Source organism: Streptomyces sp. (genome assembly GCF_036524955.1).
Classification (GTDB): domain Bacteria; phylum Actinomycetota; class Actinomycetes; order Streptomycetales; family Streptomycetaceae; genus Actinacidiphila.
This window is the reverse complement of the sequence record NZ_DATDBG010000265.1, coordinates 20,837-36,628: the sequence shown is the minus strand read 5'-3', so window position 1 is coordinate 36,628 and position 15,792 is coordinate 20,837. Positions and strand designations below refer to the sequence as shown.

The following is a 15,792-nucleotide window of genomic DNA, read 5'->3' as shown; positions in this document are numbered from 1 at the left end:
GCCGCTTCGGCCGCTGCCCGTCCCCCTATGTAACCCTGCGGGTCCGGCCCGCGCCTGGGGCGCGCGATGAGCCCGCAGGGCGCTGCTGAGCCTCCGCGGGCCAGGCGCGGGCCATGGCGACGCGAGCGGACGGTGTGGGGTGCGTACCGAAGAGGACGTGCAGGAGACGCGGCGGGGCCGGGTCGGCGACATTCGTGACGGTGAGACGCCGCTGCATGGCGATGAACCGATCGGGCGCGGAGGTGAGGGTGAGGGCGTGACGGTCGGCGCGGGCCTCGACGCGGCGGCTGAGCGCGCAGCCGAAGGGACCCGCGATCGCGCCGCCGACCGCGGCGACCGCGGCGAGCAGCCAGGCCGAGCGGGGGTCGGGGAAACGGGAGACACCGGCCAGGTCGAGCAGCGGGCGCCATGTGACGACCGCGGCGAGCGCGCAGACCCCCACGGCGGAGCCGATCGCGCCGAGGGCGGTGCCGCGGGCCACGTCCCGGTGTACGACATGCCCCAGCTCGTGGGCGACGACGAGTTCCACCTCGCGCGGCTCCGCCGTGCTCAGCAGCGTGTCGTAGGCGACGATCCGCCGGGTGCGGCCGAAGCCGGACACGTACGCGTTGAGCGCCGTGGTGCGGCGTGACGCGTCGGCGACCAGCACGTCCCGTACGGCGACGCCGTCGCGCGCGGCCAGCGCGAGCAGGGCGTCCCGCAGCGGACCCGGCGCCATGGGCGTGAAGCGGTTGAAGACGGGTTCGAAGACCAGGGGTGCGGCGAAGGAGAGGAGAACGGTCACCGCGGCGGCCGCGAGCGCGGCCCACACCCACCACCAGCGGGTGACGGCCGCGAGCCCGTACAGCCCGAAGAGCGCGCCGAGGATCAGCGGGAAGGAGATCAGCAGCCCGCGCGCCTGGTCCACCGCCCAGCCGCCCCACCCCTGCGTGACCAGGCCGAACCGGGCCCGGACCACCCTGCCCCGCGCGCCGAACGGCAGTCCCAGCACCTGCGGCAGCAGTACCAGGGTCACCGCGGCGGCCACCACCCGCACCGCCCACGCGTCGCCGAACGCCCCCACCAGACCGGCCCCCGCCGAGGTCAGCCCGAGGCCGAGCAGCAGTCCGAGCGTGGCCACCCGCGACCCCACGGCCGCCGGCCACACGCCCTGCCGCAGCGCCCGCCCCCGCGCGACCTCCTCGGGCGTGAAGTCGCCGCCGTCCTCCGCCGGTTCCCGTGTGCCGTTCGTCAACCCAGCTCCCGCCCCAGATAGGCGCGCCACCGCGCGGTGAATTCGGTCAGGCTCACACCCAGCGAGGCCCGCAGGTGCGCGTCCGGCGTGCCGCCCTTCGCGACGGCTCGGTAGAGCCCGGTCAGCGCCTCGGGCGACCACTCGTCCGCGATCATCCGGCAGGCGAGCCAGCCGCCCTCGTACGCCTGGGCGAGGCGGCGCGCGGTGGACCCGAAGTCGGCCGCGGCGGGGAGCGCGGCGGGCAGCCGGCCGGCGGCGACGTCGGCGGCCAGCTCGGGCGCGACCTGGCGGGCGGTGCGGCCCGCTGTGCGGTAGGCGACCCAGTCGGCGACGCCCTCGGAGAGCCACAGCGGGGTGTGGCCGTTGGTGGACAGGCGGGTGGCGACGTGCGTGGTCTCGTGGGTGAGCACGATCTGGCGCCCGAAGCCGGAGAGCCCGCGGAACGCCTCCGGGTTGACGATCACCCGGTCCGCCGGCGCTTCCCCGGGGCTTCGCTCCCGGGCGCCCGGCTCCCACGTCGTCACCGCCGCGATCGTGCGGTAGGCGTCGGGCGCGGCACCGAGCAGCGCGGCCATCTGGGCCAGCGAGGCGGGCGCCTCGACGACCACCGTGCGGGGCCAGCCGGTCCCCCAGGCGTGCACCACCTCGGGGACGGCCCGGTCCGCGTCGGCCGCGTACGCGCGCAGCACCGCCGGGGTGCCCAGCCCCAGCACCAGGCTGTGGGCCCCGCGCACCACCCGCACCCGGCCCTGGTCCCAGAGCTGTACGGCGGTGCGGTGGCCGCTCGCCGCGCCGTCGTCGTCCCCGGCCACGTACCAGCGCCCGCCGCGCTCGGCGAGGGTCAGGAACGCGGTGGAGACGACCGGCTCGGCGTCGTGTCCGCTCAGCCGGTAGCTGAGCCTGACCTCGGCGGCGGCACGGCGGGTGCCGTCGGCCGCGGCGGGCAGCGGGAAGGCGCCGGTGCGGACCAGGGCGTACGACCAGGCGGCAAGCGGCACGTCCGTGAGGTTGCCGAACACCCGCCGCTGCTCGGCGAGGAAACGGGTGGCGCGCGGGTCGATCCCGGCGAGGAACGCGGTGCGGTCGCGGTGCAGGACGGCCGCGGCCCGCTGGTCCAGCAGCCGCCGGACGCCGGCGTCCGCGTCCGGCGCGGCGCGCTCCGGTCCGGCCGAACACCCGCCGACCAGCGCCGCGAGCAGGGCCACCAGCACGAGCACGGCCAGGGCCGCCGCCCGGGCGCCCCCGGCGGCCCTGGGGCGTCGTGCGAACACCGCGGTCATGCGCAGAGCGTACGGCCCGCCCGCCGGGTGCGAGTGCGGCGGTAGCCGCACCCCCACGACGGGCTTCGCCCCGCTCAGGTCCCGGCCGCACAGGCCGCCTGCGCGGCCGGGGTCTCGGCGCCGCTCAGGTCCCCCCGCGGATGCCTGCGGCGCGGATGCCTGCGGCGCTCAGGTCTCGGCGGCGGCTCAGGTCTGCGCCGCACAGGCCCGCCCCGCCCGCACACACCCGCCCCCCGCCGGCCCGCGGCGCACACGCCTACACGGCACACGCCTCCGCCACGCACACCCGCCCGCACACGACTGCGCCGCACCCGCCCGCGGCGCTCAAACCTCCACCGCACACACCCCCGCCACACACACCCGCCCGCACACGTCCGCACACGCCTCACCGCACACACCCGCCCCCCGCCGGCCCGCGGCCTCGCCCGCTCAAGGGCGGGTGACCGCCGTGATCGGCATCATGTCGACCGGGTCGTAGCGGACCCTGGCGCCCGGATAGGGAGCGTGGATCACCTGGCCGCCGCCGACGTACAGCCCGACATGGCTGGCGTCGCTGCGGTAGATGACCAGGTCGCCGGGTCTGGCCTGGTCGAGCGGTACGTGCCGGCCGGCGTTCGCCTGCCCCTGGGAGGTACGCGGCAGGGCGACGCCCGCGCGCGCGTAGGCGTACCGCGTGAGGCCCGAGCAGTCGAAGGCGTCGGGTCCACCGGCGCCCCAGACGTAGGGCGCGCCGATGGTCCGGCGGGCGGCGGCGACGGCGAGCGCGGCGCGGCTGGAGACGGCCGGCAGCGGGGCGGCCGTCAGCGGGGCGGCGGGCGGGGCGGGGCGGACCCGGAAGGCGCGGTCGGCGGCCCCGGGGATGTACCCGGCGCGCTGGTCCGCGGGCAGTGCGGCCAGGACGCGGTGCGCCTCGGCGAGCGCGCGCTGCACCGCCCGCTTGCGGTCCCGCAGTACGGCCACCGAGCGCCGCAACTCACGCAGGTCGGCCGCCGCCTGGGCCCGCTGGTGCCGCAACACCGCTTCGGTTTCGTGGAGCCGACGCAGGAGCTCGGCCTGGCGTCCGCCGGCCCGGTCGAGGGCGGCGGCCCGGTCGAGGTAGGAGTCCGGGTCGTCGGAGAGAAGCAGCGCGATCGAGGGGTCGAGGCCGCCGTCGCGGTACTGCGCGGCGGCCAGCGTGCCGAGTCCGTCGCGGAGTTCGTTGACACGCTGCTGGCCGCGGGCGGCCCGGTCCTGGAGGCCGGCGAGGTCGGCGCCGAGCCTGCCCGCCTGCTCCTGGGCGGCGTCGTACGCCTCGGTGGCCTGCTCGGCCTGCCGGTAGAACCGGTCCAGGCGGTTCACCCGGTCGGTGCGGGAGGCGTGGTCCGGCGCGCCGCCCCCGGGGTCCGCGGCGGCGACCTGTGCGGCGCCGCCGGAAAGCGCCGCGGTGGCCGCCGCAGCCGCGGAGAGCACGGTGACCCGGGTGGTACGGGCGGCCAGGCCCGGCTGCGGAGAGCGTCGATGGGATGCCACGGCAGCAGACAGTAACCACCCGGTGACACTCCGTCCACGCGGGCCGCGGCCCCTACGTGTGAACGGGCCGCCTCAACCGCAGGTCATCCGACCTGCCCCGCGCGGACGGGCGGGTACGTCGTCACCCGAACGGATGCGCGCGTCGTGGGCCCCTGCCCGGAGCGGAAGCCAGGGACACGGAATCCGGACCGACGCGGCTGACGCGGCGCTAGATGCGGACGCCGAACTGGAACGGCATGTTCCCGATCGACTCGTACCGTATGGACGTGCCCGGGCGAGGCGCGTGCAGCACCATGCCATTACCCGCGTAGAGGCCGACGTGGTGGTAGTCGCCGTAGAAGATGACGAGGTCGCCGACGCCGAGCTGGGAGGCCGAGTAGATCCGGGTGCCGGCGCTGGCCTGCGACTGCGAGGTGCGGGGTATGGAGACGCCGGCCTGGTTGTACGCCCAGGAGGTGAACCCGGAGCAGTCGAACGCGGTGGGTCCGCTGGCGCCGTAGACGTACGGCATGCCGATCCGGGTCTTCCCGGCCTCGAAGGCAGCGGCGGCGCGCTGCGTGGCGGCCGTGGCGTTACCGAGGTCCACCCGCTGGCTGGCGCGGCTGGCCGCGAGCGAGTCCTCGTAGGCTATCTGCGCCCGCTGCTGCGCGGTGAGCGTGTTGAGGATCGACTGGGCCTTGGCGAGCTTCTCCTTGGCCTCGGCCTTGCGGGTGGCCAGCTCGGTGCGGGTGGCCTGGAGTTCGGCGAGCTTGGTGGTGGCCTCGGCGCGCTGCTGGTCCAGGCTGCGCTTGGCGTCCTGGAGTTGGCTGAGCGCGTCGGCCTGGAGCGAACCGAGCTGGTCCAGGGTGCTCGCCTGGTCCAGGTAGCTGTCCGGGTTCGACGAGAGGAAGAGCTGGAGCGACGGGTCGATACCGCCGCTGCGGTACTGGGAGGCGGCGATGGCGCCGAGGCCGTCGCGGAGCCGGTTGAGGTGCTGCTGCTGCCTGGCCACCTGGTCCTGGAGGCTGGAGGCGTCCTTCTGCAGGGTGTGCAGCTTCTCGTTGGCCGCGTTGTACCTCTCGGTGGCCTGCTCCGCCTGCTCGTACAGCGCGTTGACCTTCGCCTTGGCGTCCTTGATGGTCGGCTTGGCGGGGGCGGCCTGCGCTGCCTGGGCTGAGAGGGCGACCGCGGCTGCGGCGGTCGCGGTGAGCACGGTCACGCGCGTGCGGCTTGCCGGCTTGGGACGACGGTGGGACGCCACGAAGGCGAGCTCCTTCTTCCTTCAGCCGCCTACCGGTCGGAGCTGGCGGGCGGCCTCCGACGCGTCACCCGGGTTGGGTGATCGACTGCGCGGAGGTTCGAGGCCCGACCCTAGTGATGTTTCTGTGATCGGTTCAAATCCTTGTAGGCAAAATCTCTCCGGAACGCGAATTATTTACGTACGTCGTACGCCCGGTGAGGGTGGTGGCACACTGAGTTGACGCTGGTGCGATAGTGAACAGTGGGCAGCGGTAAGGCCGTTCAGACCCGGGCCAGTCGCTTGAGCAGCAGCGTGGAGGCGACCGGGCGGGCGCCGGCCTTGGCGACCCCGTCGGCGACCTCGCGGTCCGCGGAGACCACCACGATCTGCCGCCCGGGCGGTTCGGCCCGCACCAGCCGGCGGATCAGTTCGTCCGCGGTCTCACCGGCCTTGCTGAACAGCACTCTGACCCCGCGTGGGGGCGCGAGCAGGACCGGCATGTCCAGGTCGGCGCCGTCGAAGACACAGGTGACCTCCGCGCCGCTCTGCGCGGCCAGCGCGGCCAGACCGCCCAGCAGCCGCAACCGCTGCTTCTCCAGCGGCAGTGCGGGATAACCGGTCTTGGTGACGTTGTAGCCGTCCACCACCAAGTGGGCCTGGGGCAGGGCCAGCAACTGGTCGAGCAACGCCGGATCGGTCTCGGACAGCGCCCGGGTGGCGATGTCCCGGGCGCTGAACGAACCGGGCGCCACCGCGTCCACGGTGTCGGCGGGCCGTACGCTCATCGTGTCCCGTGGCGGCAGGGCGAGTTCACGGCGCAGCCCGGACGCCGCGTCCAGCACGGTGTCCAGCAGCAGGCGTAGTCGTACGTCCTCCACGCTGCGCCCCTCGCGGACCGCGCGGCGGCCGGCCTCCACCACCGACTCGGCCTCGGCGAGCCGGGTACGCATCCGCCGGGCCTCGCTCTCGGCCGCGGCCCGCTCGGCGGCGGCAGTGGCGCGGGCCTCGTCCAGTTCCACCTGGAGCTTGCGCTGGGCGGCCTCGGCACGCTTGACGTCGCTGAGCGCGGCGCGGAGCTTACGGTGCAGCGCGTCGCTCTCCTTGCGGACCGAGTCGAGTTCGGCCCGGGTGCGGGCCGCCTCGGTGCGGGCCTGCGCCTGCAGCACATCGACCTCCTCGCGCAGCCGGGCCACCTCGCGCAGCGTCTCCTCGTCGGCACGCTCCGCGTCGGCGCGCTGGGCCTCCTCCCCCGCGGTGGCGACCAGCTTGGCCCACCCGGCCGGCCGCAGCAGGTACGCGGCGGTCGCCACGTCCAGCGGGTCGGCGGCGGGCGGCGGGGTGCCGCCGTCCAGGGCGCCGGTGAGTTCGGGCTGCGCTTCCCGCAGCCGGGCCGCGACCTTCTGCCGGAATCCGGCGTCGGACTCCAGCGCCGCGGCGAGCGCGGTCGCCGCGTACTTCACGCGTCGGCTGGGGGTGAAGCGGGCGTACGGGCGCAAGGAGACCGGCAGCTCCTGGTAGGTGAACCCACCGAAGGCCTCGGCGGCGATGGCGACGACGCGATGCCGTACACCCTCGGGGAGCGGCCGGTCGAGCGCGGGCTCACCGGCGGCGGAGCCGTCGGGCGCCGGCTCGGGGCCCGGAGCGCCCGGGGTCCGGCCCTGGGCGTCGGGAGCGGGCGCGGCGTGGGCCGGACGAGCAGGTCCCTGCGCGTCCGGGTTCGGGGCGTCCGGGGTCGCCGGAGCGACCGCCTCGGTTCCGCTCGCCTCGGGCCGCGGAACGCCGCCGATACCGTCCACCAGTCACTCCCGTCCGGTTCCTCGGCGCCCTCCCGGCCCCCTTCGATCCCTCCGGCCGCCGTCTGCTCTCCATTGTCCTCTTAACAGAGCTCAGTCCTGTGCGGAACCGTGATCCGGGCCGTGGTCCTTCTCGTCGGTGCCGTCTTTCCGGTCCCGCTCGTCCGGCGTCCGCTCGACGTTCGCGCCCGGCCGGTCGACCAGCTCGATCTGGTCCAGCGCGTTGCACCACCGGCACCGTACGGACTCGACCGTCTCGCTGAGCACTTCCGTTTCCTCGACGCGCGGCTCGCCGCCCAGGTCCAGATGCACGTACTCCACGACCCGGGTGGACCGGGTCACGTCGAATCGGGTCAGATTGCCGCACAGGGTGCAGCGCCATCGCGTCGTGGCGGTCGGCGGGGGAACCGGCATCGCTACGGCACCTTCCTTCGTGTCGTTCAAGGTCGTTCAGCGGTCGTGCCGTGCTCGTTCCGCGACGCACGGGTCCGCGTCCCGGTCACCCTACGGCCTCGGAGGTAGGGCGCGCTGCGGCGAGGCGACCTTCGCCCGTTGTACCCGTTCCGTCATCATCGGTCCATGGTCATCCCGGTGTACGACAAGAACCCGGTCCGCCGCCCGCCGGTCGTGACGTACGCGCTGATCGCCGTCTGCACCGTGGTCTTCCTCCTCGGCCCGCTCTCCGGCTTCACCCCCTCGTACGGCACCGGCGCGCGCCTGGAGTGCGAGCAGGCGGTCTACTTCTCGCACTGGGGTGTCGTCCCGAGCGAGCTCTTCCACGGCCGCCTGCCCGCCGCCCGGCTGGATCTGCCCCCCGGCTGTCCCACCCCGGACGCCTTCCCCAAGTCGCCGGTCCTGTCGGTGCTCACCGCGATGTTCCTGCACGGAGGCTGGCTGCACCTGATCGGCAACATGCTCTTCCTCTACGTCTTCGGCGACAACGTGGAGAACCGCATGGGCCGGTTCCGCTTCACCCTCTTCTACCTGGCGGCCGGGTACCTCGCCACGTACGGATTCGCCCTCGCCCACACCCAGGACACGCAGAGCCTCGTCGGCGCCTCCGGAGCGATCTCCGGCACGCTCGGGGCGTACCTCTACCTCTATCCGCGTGCCCGCGTCACCAGCGTCTTCCCGTTCCTCTTCTTCGTCCCCCTGCGCTTCCCGGCCTGGATGGTGCTCGGTTTCTGGTTCGTCCTCCAGTGGTTCGCCGCCCAGGCCGCGAGCGGCGGCGGGCCCGGCGTCGCGTACCTCGCCCACCTGGTCGGTTTCGCCTTCGGCTTCCTCTGCGCGTGGGTCTGCTACCGGCCGCGGCGTAAGGTGAGCGTCGTCATCAGGTCGGCTCCGAGTCAGGGAGACATTCAGCCATGATCACCGCGATCGTGCTCATCAAGACCTCCGTGGAGCGGATTCCCGAGATCGCGGAGGCGATCGCGGCTCTCGACCGGGTGAGCGAGGTGTACTCGGTGACCGGCCAGTACGACCTGGTAGCCCTTGTCCGGGTGGCCCGCCACGACGACCTCGCCGACGTCATCCCCGGCGGCATCTCCAAGGTTCCGGGGGTCCTGGCCACCGACACCCACGTCGCGTTCCGCACGTATTCCCAGCACGACCTGGAGGCGGCGTTCGCGATCGGTCTCGACGGTTAGGGCCTGTCCGGCACATCCCGCCTGCCCCGCGGCGCCCGGCACGCACGCTCGCCGCGTTGCCGGGACCGTCCGAGAGGCCCGCTGCGCCCACTGCGAGCACGGCCCTCCGCCGTGCGATCGCACGCACCGGACACCGCGAGCCCCGCCCCCGCGGGCAGACGGCGCCCATGCGTCAGACCGGCCCTGGTGCCGCGGGCGACCCGCCGTGAGCCGCCCGCGCCCGCTCACCGGGGGGACGGAACGCAGCGCCCGTTCTCGTTGCGGTAGGACCAGGCCGCGCCGTCGCGGACGAGGGTGCGGGTGGCCGCGAGGAAACGGGTGATGTGTTCCTCCGGGGTGCCGGCGCCGAAGCTGACCCGGAGGGCGTTGAGGGAGGGCTCGCCGGGGGCGGCGTCGGGGGCGCCGCATTCGCCGGGGCCGGCCGACGGGGCGCCCAGCAGGGTGCGCAGCAAGGGGTGGGCGCAGAAGAGGCCGTCGCGCACGCCGATGCCGTATTCGGCGGAGAGGGCCGCGGCGAAGTGCGAGCTGTTCCAGCCGGCGACGGTGAAGGAGAGGACGCCGACGCGGGGGGCGTCGCCGGAGAAGAGGGACAGGAGCCGGACCTCGGGGATGTCGGCGAGGCCGTCCCGGAGCCGGGTGAGCAGCGCCTGTTCGCGGGCGACGAGGCGGTCGAAACCGGCCTCGGTCAGCGCCCTGCAGGCGGACGCGACGGCGTAGGCGCCGATCACGTTGGGCGAGCCGGCCTCGTGGCGCGCGGCGGTCGTGTGCCACTCGACGTCCAGACCGCCGTCACCCGCGCGGGTGACCGTACGGGTGGCGCCGCCGCCGGCCAGGTACGGCTCGGCCTCCCGCAGCCAGTCGGCCCGCCCGGCGAGCACGCCGGAGCCGAAGGGCGCGTAGAGCTTGTGGCCGGAGAAGGCGACCCAGTCCACGTCGAGGGCGGCGACGTCCACCGGGTGGTGCGGGGCGAGTTGCGCGGCGTCGAGGACGATCCGCGCGCCGTGCCGGTGTGCGGCTGCGGCCAGTTCCCGTACCGGCCACACCTCACCGGTCACGTTGGACGCCCCCGTGACGCACACCAGCTTGGGGCCCTTGGGGGCACCGTGCAGGGCCACGTCGAGGGCGGCGACGGCCTGTTCGGGGGTGCGCGGTGCACTCAGACAGGTGACCTCCGCGCCGTCCGCGCGCTGCCACGGGAGGAGTGAGGCGTGGTGCTCGGTCTCGAAGACGAAGACCCGGGTGCCGGCCGGGAGGGCGGCGGCCAGCAGGTTGAGGGAGTCCGTGGTGGACCGGGTGAAGATCACCTGGTCGTCCGGCCGGCACCCCAGGAAGTCCGCGACCGCGGCCCTGCTCTGCTCGAACAGGTCGGTGGAGAGCTGCGACAGATACCCGGCCCCGCGGTGCACGCTGCCGTAGTAGGGCGCGTACGCGGCCACGTCGTCCCACACCCGCTGGAGCGCGGGGGCGCTGGCCGCGTAGTCGAGGGCCGCGTACGTGACCTCGCCGCCGGTCACAAGCGGTACGCGGACGTCCCGCCCCAGCACGGCCAGCGGCGTACAGAGGCCGGGATCGGTGGAAACGGCGGAAACCTCAGAAACAGTCATGGCGAACTCCCGGGGAAACAGGCGGGACCAGCCCGCGGCCCGTACCGGGGAACGCACGGCACGGGTCGGGGCGGAAACGACGGGCGGATGAGCAGAATTCGGCGGCCGTTGACGGCGGGACCGAAGAGACGCAGAACCGGGGCCGACAGGCCCTACCGCATTCGCTTGATCATGCGAGAACTCCCACATCCGGCTTGCCATGAGCCCTGCTGCTCACGGCCCGGTCATCACCCGGGGCACCCCGCCTCGGACGGAGGGTTGCCGGACAGCGAGCCGGGGCCTTCGCGCTGTCACTCGTGACCTTCCAGGGATTCTGCCATACGCCGCCCGCGGCGCAAGACGCTGTCCGGACCGTGGACAGCGCCCCGCGCGCACGGGAGCGTCAGGAAGGTACGGGAGGGTGTACGGGCTCCCGTACCCGCGTCACGCGTGGCTCGCCGCCACCCACCGGTCGAGAACCCCGGCCGCCGCCCCGGAGTCGATGGACTCCGCGGCCCGTACCAGCCCGGCGGCGATCTGCTCCTCCAGCGGTTCCGCGGTGGGCTCCAGCGCGGCCAGCGCGGCGGCGGAGTTGAGCAGCACCGCGTCCCGTATGGGGCCGGACTCGCCGGCCAGCAGCCGCCGGGCGACGCCTGCGTTGTGGGCGGCGTCGGCGCCGCGCAGCGCCTCGACGGGGACGAGGTCCAGGCCGACGTCGCGGGGGTCGAAGGGGACCTGCTCCACCTTGCCGTCACGCACCACCCACACCTGGGAGGTCGCGGTGGTGGTCAGTTCGTCCAGGCCGTCGTCGCCGCGGAAGACCAGCGCGGAGGAGCCGCGGTCGGCGAGCACCCCGGCGAGGACCGGGGCCATCCGCGGGTCGGCGACACCGGTGGCCTGGGCCCGTACCCGGGCGGGATTGGTCAGCGGCCCGAGGAAGTTGAAGGTGGTGGCCACTCCCAACTCGCTCCGGGCGGCGGCGACATGGCGCAGTGCCGGGTGGAACTTCACCGCGAAGCAGAAGGTGATGCCGGCCTCCGCGGCGACCTCGGCGACCCGCTCGGGGGTGAGTTCGAGGTTGACGCCGAGCTGTTCCAGGACGTCGGAGGCACCGCTGGCGGAGGACGCCGCCCGGTTGCCGTGCTTGACGACCTTCGCGCCGGCCGCCGCCGCGACGACCGACGACATCGTCGAGACGTTGACCGTGCCGAACCGATCGCCGCCGGTGCCGACGATGTCCACGCTGGGTCCCGGCACCTCGATGGTGTTGGCGTGGGCGTACATCGACCGGACCAGACCGGCGACCTCGTCCACGGTCTCGCCCTTGGCCCGCAGCGCGATCGCGAACCCGGCGATCTGCGCGTCGGTGGCCGCACCGCGCATGATCGCGTCCATCGCCCACGCCGTGTCGTCCCCGCTCAGGTCCCGCCCGGCGAGCAGCGCGCTCAGCACGTCGGGCCATGAGCGCAGGGCTGTGCGGTCGCCTCCGGCGGGGTTCACAACGCTCACGGTCCACGCTCCTGGAATGGTGCTACTGAGTCCAGCGGATGCAGCCTAGCGGTGCGCGCCGCCCCGCAGGAGCGCGGGGACAGACCGCCCCGCAAGCCGCCCAACCGCCCGGCCGGCCCGCGGAAGGGGACGCCCGTGAGACGCGAACACCGCAGACCAGCCCGCGGACAGGGCCGCCCCGCAGGGGCGCGAAGCCGCACGACCGGCCCGCGCGGACGCAGGCACCCCGAAGGGCGGGGAACCGCGCGATCGGCCCCCACCGGCCCGCGGCCCGACGACGGCAGCTGCCACCCCGAACGCCCCGGACCGCCCGCACTCCGGAAAACCCGCCGGCCAAGAGAGCCCGAACACCGAGAAACGCCCCGGGCCGGGCCCGGCGCCCCGGAAAGGCGCCGGGCCCGGCCCGGAAGGTACGTGGCGACGCTCAGCGCGAGCGACCTAGTGACCGTGCCCGCTGGTGATCTCCTGGTACTCCTCCGCCGTGGGCTTGGGGATGTTGTTCTCCTCCCCGTAGAAGCCGCGGCTCATCTTCGCCTGGATCTTCGCGACCGGGCTGATCCTGCGCTGGACGCCGTTCTCGTCGACCTCGGGGCCCGGGTCGATCGGGGCGGGCTGGGCGTGCGCGGTGAGCATGTGCAGCTGCTGCTGCGACAGCGGCTCGTGGACCTCGATGAACTCGCCGTGCGGCAGCCGCTTGATGATGCCGGTCTCGCGGCCGTGCAGCACCTTGTCCCGGTCACGCCGTTGCAGGCCCAGACAGATCCGTTTGGTGATGTAGTACGCGACGACCGGCAGCACGAAGAAGCCGATGCGCACGAACCAGGTGATCGCGTTGATCGACAAGTGGAAGTGCGTGGCGAAGATGTCGTTGCCGCCACCGATGAGCAGCACGAAGTACATCGTCAGCCAGGCCACGCCGAGCCCGGTACGCACCGGGCGGTTGCGCGGCCGGTCCAGGATGTGGTGCTCCCGCTTGTCACCGGTGACCCAGGACTCGACGAACGGGTAGACGGCGATCGACAGCAGCACCAGCGGGAAGATCATCAGCGGGATGAACACGCCGAGCACCAGCGTGTGGCCCCAGCCCCTGATCTCCCAGCCGGGCATCACGCGGATCAGACCCTCGGAGAAGCCCATGTACCAGTCGGGCTGCGCCCCGGTGGACACCTGGTCCGGCCGGTAGGGGCCCATCGTCCAGATCGGGTTGATGGTGGCGATCGCGGCGATCGCGGAGATCACACCGAAGACGATGAAGAAGAAGCCACCCGCCTTGGCGGTGTAGACCGGCAGCAGCGGGGTGCCGATCACGTTCTTCTCGCTCTTGCCCGCACCCGGGAACTGGGTGTGCTTGTGGTAGAAGATCAGGATCAGGTGGAAGGTGAGCAGCGCCGCCATGATGCCCGGGAACAGCAGGATGTGCACCGAGTAGAACCGCGGCACGAAGTCGTGCCCGGGGAACTCGCCGCCGAACAGGAAGAACGACAGGTACGTTCCGACGATCGGCGTGGAGAGCACCGCGCCCTCGGTGAACCGGACGCCGGTACCGGACAGCAGGTCGTCCGGCAGCGAGTAGCCGGTGAAGCCGGTGAACATGCCGATGAACAGCAGCGTCCAGCCGAACAGCCAGTTGATCTCGCGCGGCTTGCGGAAGGCGCCGGTGAAGAACACGCGCATCATGTGCACGATCATGCCCGCGATGAAGATCAGCGCGGACCAGTGGTGGATCTGCCTTATCAGCAGGCCACCGCGCACCTCGAAGCTGATGTGCATGGTGGAGGCGTACGCCTCGGACATCCGCACGCCCTGCAGCGGCGCGTACGAGCCGTGGTAGACGACCTCGTTCATGCTGGGGTGGAAGAACAGCGTCAGGTACACACCGGTGAGGATGAGGATCGTGAAGCTGTAGAGGCAGATCTCGCCCAGCATGAAGGACCAGTGGTCCGGGAAGATCTTCCGCAGGTTGGACTTGGCCAGCTTGTACAGACCCAGCCGGCCGTCGGTCCACTCCGCGATCCGCTCACCGGGGTTCGACGGTCCACGGCGGTTGGGGGTTTGGGTGGTTGTACTCATCAGCGCTCCCAGTAGGCCGGACCGACGGGCTCCTCGAAGTCGCCGAGGGCGACGAGGTTGCCCTCATCATTGACGCTGATCCGAAGCTGCGGCAGCGGGTGTCCGGCGGGGCCGAAGAGCACCCGGGCACCGTCGGACAGGTCGAACGTCGACTGGTGGCAGGGGCACAGTACGTGGTGCGTCTGCTGCTCGTACAGGCTGATCGGGCAGCCGACGTGGGTGCAGATCTTGGAGAACGCCACGATGCCGTCGTGGGACCAGTCGCGCTCGCGCTTGTCCTTGATGTCCTCCGGCTTGATCCGGACGATCAGCAGGGCCGCCTTGGCGATCTGCTCCTGGAAGTCCTCGTCGGTCTCCTCCAGGCCCTCGGGCTGCGCGAAGGCCAGCGAGCCGACGATGATGTCCTCGGGCCGCAGCGGCTTGTTGGTGTTGGGGTTGATCAGCACCTTGCCCTTCGACCACAGGGTGTGCCGGAGCTTGGTGCCCGGCAGCGGGCCCAGGTCGCGCAGGATCACGATGCCGGCCAGCGGCACCAGGGTCAGCGCGCCGTACAGTGCGTTGCGGACCAGCCGGCGCCGGCCCCAGCCGCTCTCCTTGGCGCCGGTGATCCACTGCTGCCGGATGTTCTCGCGCAGTTCGTCGTCGGCGTCGGCGCGGTGCCGCTCGTCGACGATCTCCTCGTCCGACATCAGGGTGCGGGCCCAGTGGACCGAGCCGACACCGATGCCGAGCAGCGCCACCGCCAGCGTCAGGCCGAGCGAGAAGTTCAGCGCGCTGACGTGACCGAACGGGAAGATGTAGACGATCTTGTCGATGTCGAAGATGACGAAGCACGCGATGAAGGCGATGGTGCCGAGCATCGACAGGGTGAACAGCCCCGCCACCACCCGCTCGGAGTGCTTGGCGGCCCGCTCGTCGATGTCCTGACGGCGGTACTCGTGGGGCGGCAGCCCGGGGTCGGCGAACGGGTCGATGACCGCTACTTCGCCACCGTGGGGCCGGTGCTCACCCGGCAGGTTCTCTGACACGTCGTTGTGGGATCCAGACTCGCTCATGACTTCTTGGCCTTAGTCGTCCGTGCGGCCATCCAGACAGCGATGGCGATCAGCGTTCCGAGACCGAAGACCCACCCGAACAGGCCCTCGGACACCGGGCCGAGGCTGCCCAGCGTGAAGCCGCCGGGGTTCGAGGCGTCGCTGGTGTTCACCTCGTCCAGGTACGCGATGATGTCGGCCTTCGTGTCCGGCGGCATGATGCCGTCGGGGAAGGACGGCATGTTCTGCGGGCCGGTCTGCATCGCCTCGTAGACGTGCTTGGGGTCGACGCCCTTGAGACTCGGCGCGAACTTGCCGTCCGTCAACGCGCCGCCCTTGCCGATGAAGTTGTGGCACTGGGAGCAGTTGGTGCGGAAGAGTTCTCCGCCCTTCGCGGCGTCCGCGCCGGCCGGGTCGTACTGGTCCTTGCTCGGAATGGCCGGGCCCGGACCGAGTGAGGCGATGTACGCGGCGAGCTGGTCGATCTCGGCCTGGGTGTAGATGACCTTCTTCTTCGGGACCTGCGCGCCCGGCTGCTGGGCCGGCATCCGGCCGGTACCCACCTGGAAGTCCACGGCGGCCGCACCCACGCCGACCAGGCTCGGGCCGTCGGAGGTGCCCTGGCCGGACGCGCCGTGGCAACTGGCGCAGCCGACCGAGTACAGCTTCTTGCCCTGCTCGATGGCGAGGGACTGAGCTGATGCGTCGGCCTGCGCCTTCGGCGCCGGCGCGAGCACGGCGTACAGCCCCCCGGTGGCCGCGAGCGCGAAGAGTAGGACGACAAGCGCCGCCAGCGGGTGGCGCCGTCGTGCGGAGAGCTTTTTCACGGATTACCCCGGTGTCAGGATCTCTTGCGTCGATGCTTCTGGAATGTGGTGCGGTGCGGTACCGGCGGCAGGCGACCGGCAGTGCCAG

Annotated in this window: 12 protein-coding genes, 1 pseudogene and 1 riboswitch; of the genes and pseudogenes, 2 read left to right on the top strand and 11 right to left on the bottom strand. The window is 72.7% G+C overall.

Features of this window, described 5'->3' with window-relative positions:
- Positions 1 to 25 precede the first annotated feature (25 nt).
- From VIW71_RS21235 to VIW71_RS21210, 6 genes and pseudogenes are all read right to left on the bottom strand, one after another.
- Entirely contained in the window at positions 26 to 1,234 is a 1,209-nt protein-coding gene (locus tag VIW71_RS21235; RefSeq protein WP_331624031.1) for a M48 family metalloprotease, read from the bottom strand.
- Positions 1,231 to 2,514 carry a hypothetical protein gene (locus tag VIW71_RS21230; protein ID WP_331624029.1) on the bottom strand — a complete coding sequence of 428 codons (1,284 nt, stop codon included), beginning with the start codon at positions 2,512 to 2,514 and terminating at the stop codon, positions 1,231 to 1,233. Before VIW71_RS21230 ends, VIW71_RS21235 begins: the two co-directional genes overlap by 4 nt.
- Positions 2,515 to 2,943: 429 nt before the next feature.
- Entirely contained in the window at positions 2,944 to 4,023 is a 1,080-nt protein-coding gene (locus VIW71_RS21225) for an NlpC/P60 family protein (RefSeq protein ID WP_331624028.1), read from the bottom strand.
- 208 nt (positions 4,024 to 4,231) lie between these two features.
- Positions 4,232 to 5,263 carry a C40 family peptidase gene (locus VIW71_RS21220; protein ID WP_331624027.1) on the bottom strand — a complete coding sequence of 344 codons (1,032 nt, stop codon included), beginning with the start codon at positions 5,261 to 5,263 and terminating at the stop codon, positions 4,232 to 4,234.
- A 260-nt stretch (positions 5,264 to 5,523) separates the two neighbouring features.
- The gene (locus VIW71_RS21215; RefSeq protein WP_414720802.1) at positions 5,524 to 7,041 is read right to left on the bottom strand and encodes an NYN domain-containing protein; all 1,518 of its coding nucleotides are present in this window, start codon (positions 7,039 to 7,041) and stop codon (positions 5,524 to 5,526) included.
- A gap of 174 nt (positions 7,042 to 7,215) precedes the next feature.
- Positions 7,216 to 7,449, bottom strand: a pseudogene (locus VIW71_RS21210) (hypothetical protein); the annotation flags it as partial.
- A 165-nt stretch (positions 7,450 to 7,614) separates the two neighbouring features.
- On the opposite strand from VIW71_RS21210, the gene VIW71_RS21205 reads away from it, so the two are divergent.
- Both VIW71_RS21205 and VIW71_RS21200 read left to right on the top strand, forming a co-directional pair.
- Entirely contained in the window at positions 7,615 to 8,403 is a 789-nt protein-coding gene (locus VIW71_RS21205) for a rhomboid family intramembrane serine protease (protein WP_331624026.1), read from the top strand.
- Positions 8,400 to 8,681 carry an Lrp/AsnC ligand binding domain-containing protein gene (locus tag VIW71_RS21200; RefSeq protein WP_331624025.1) on the top strand — a complete coding sequence of 94 codons (282 nt, stop codon included), beginning with the start codon at positions 8,400 to 8,402 and terminating at the stop codon, positions 8,679 to 8,681. Before VIW71_RS21205 ends, VIW71_RS21200 begins: the two co-directional genes overlap by 4 nt.
- A 224-nt stretch (positions 8,682 to 8,905) precedes the next feature.
- Here the strand turns inward: VIW71_RS21200 and VIW71_RS21195 are convergent, their stop codons facing one another.
- The 5 genes from VIW71_RS21195 to VIW71_RS21175 all read right to left on the bottom strand — a co-directional run bounded on the left by VIW71_RS21195 (position 8,906) and on the right by VIW71_RS21175 (position 15,704).
- Positions 8,906 to 10,285 carry an aminotransferase class V-fold PLP-dependent enzyme gene (locus tag VIW71_RS21195; RefSeq protein WP_331624024.1) on the bottom strand — a complete coding sequence of 460 codons (1,380 nt, stop codon included), beginning with the start codon at positions 10,283 to 10,285 and terminating at the stop codon, positions 8,906 to 8,908.
- Positions 10,286 to 10,470: 185 nt separating this feature from the next.
- A riboswitch (SAM riboswitch) is annotated at positions 10,471 to 10,587 on the bottom strand.
- Positions 10,588 to 10,708: 121 nt separating this feature from the next.
- Complete coding sequence (gene trpD / locus VIW71_RS21190) at positions 10,709 to 11,773, bottom strand: anthranilate phosphoribosyltransferase (RefSeq protein ID WP_331624023.1); 1,065 nt, start codon at positions 11,771 to 11,773, stop codon at positions 10,709 to 10,711.
- Between the two features lie 438 nt (positions 11,774 to 12,211).
- A complete protein-coding gene (locus VIW71_RS21185; RefSeq protein WP_331624021.1) occupies positions 12,212 to 13,843 on the bottom strand; it encodes a cytochrome b in 1,632 nt (543 codons plus the stop codon).
- A complete protein-coding gene (locus VIW71_RS21180) occupies positions 13,843 to 14,898 on the bottom strand; it encodes a ubiquinol-cytochrome c reductase iron-sulfur subunit (protein WP_331624020.1) in 1,056 nt (351 codons plus the stop codon). The genes VIW71_RS21185 and VIW71_RS21180 overlap by 1 nt, the downstream gene beginning before the upstream one ends.
- Entirely contained in the window at positions 14,895 to 15,704 is an 810-nt protein-coding gene (locus VIW71_RS21175; RefSeq protein ID WP_331624019.1) for a c-type cytochrome, read from the bottom strand. The genes VIW71_RS21180 and VIW71_RS21175 overlap by 4 nt, the downstream gene beginning before the upstream one ends.
- Positions 15,705 to 15,792: the final 88 nt, after the last annotated feature.